The sequence below is a fragment of the Acinetobacter sp. WC-141 genome (genome assembly GCF_000313935.1).
GTDB lineage: Bacteria > Pseudomonadota > Gammaproteobacteria > Pseudomonadales > Moraxellaceae > Acinetobacter.
Map to the genome: position 1 here is coordinate 1 of NZ_AMSS01000081.1, position 330 is coordinate 330.

Sequence of the window (330 nt, forward strand, 5' to 3'; positions counted from 1 at the left end):
ACAGTCACGGTTGATCCCGCTTCTGCTGTACCTGTCACTGGATCAGTGGCATTGATTGGATCAAGCACCGGTGCATTTGGTGCAACGGTATCCACTGTATAAGTTTGCGTATCATTAACAGTACTGCTATTACCTGCTGCATCAGTGAACGTTACTTTCGCATCAATAGTTTGATCTGCATCTGCAGCTAAGCCGCTACCAGGTACACTTACTGTCCAAGTACCAGCTGTACTATCTACTGTTGCAGTATATGTTTGCCCATTAATAAGGACAGTAACCACTGTATTTGCCGCATCTGCCGGAACGTTTTTCAACACACCAGTAATGGTA

General features: G+C 45.2%; 1 pseudogene. It reads right to left on the reverse strand.

Features of this window, described 5'->3' with window-relative positions:
* Positions 1–330 (reverse strand): annotated as a pseudogene (locus ACINWC141_RS15705) (Ig-like domain-containing protein); the annotation flags it as partial.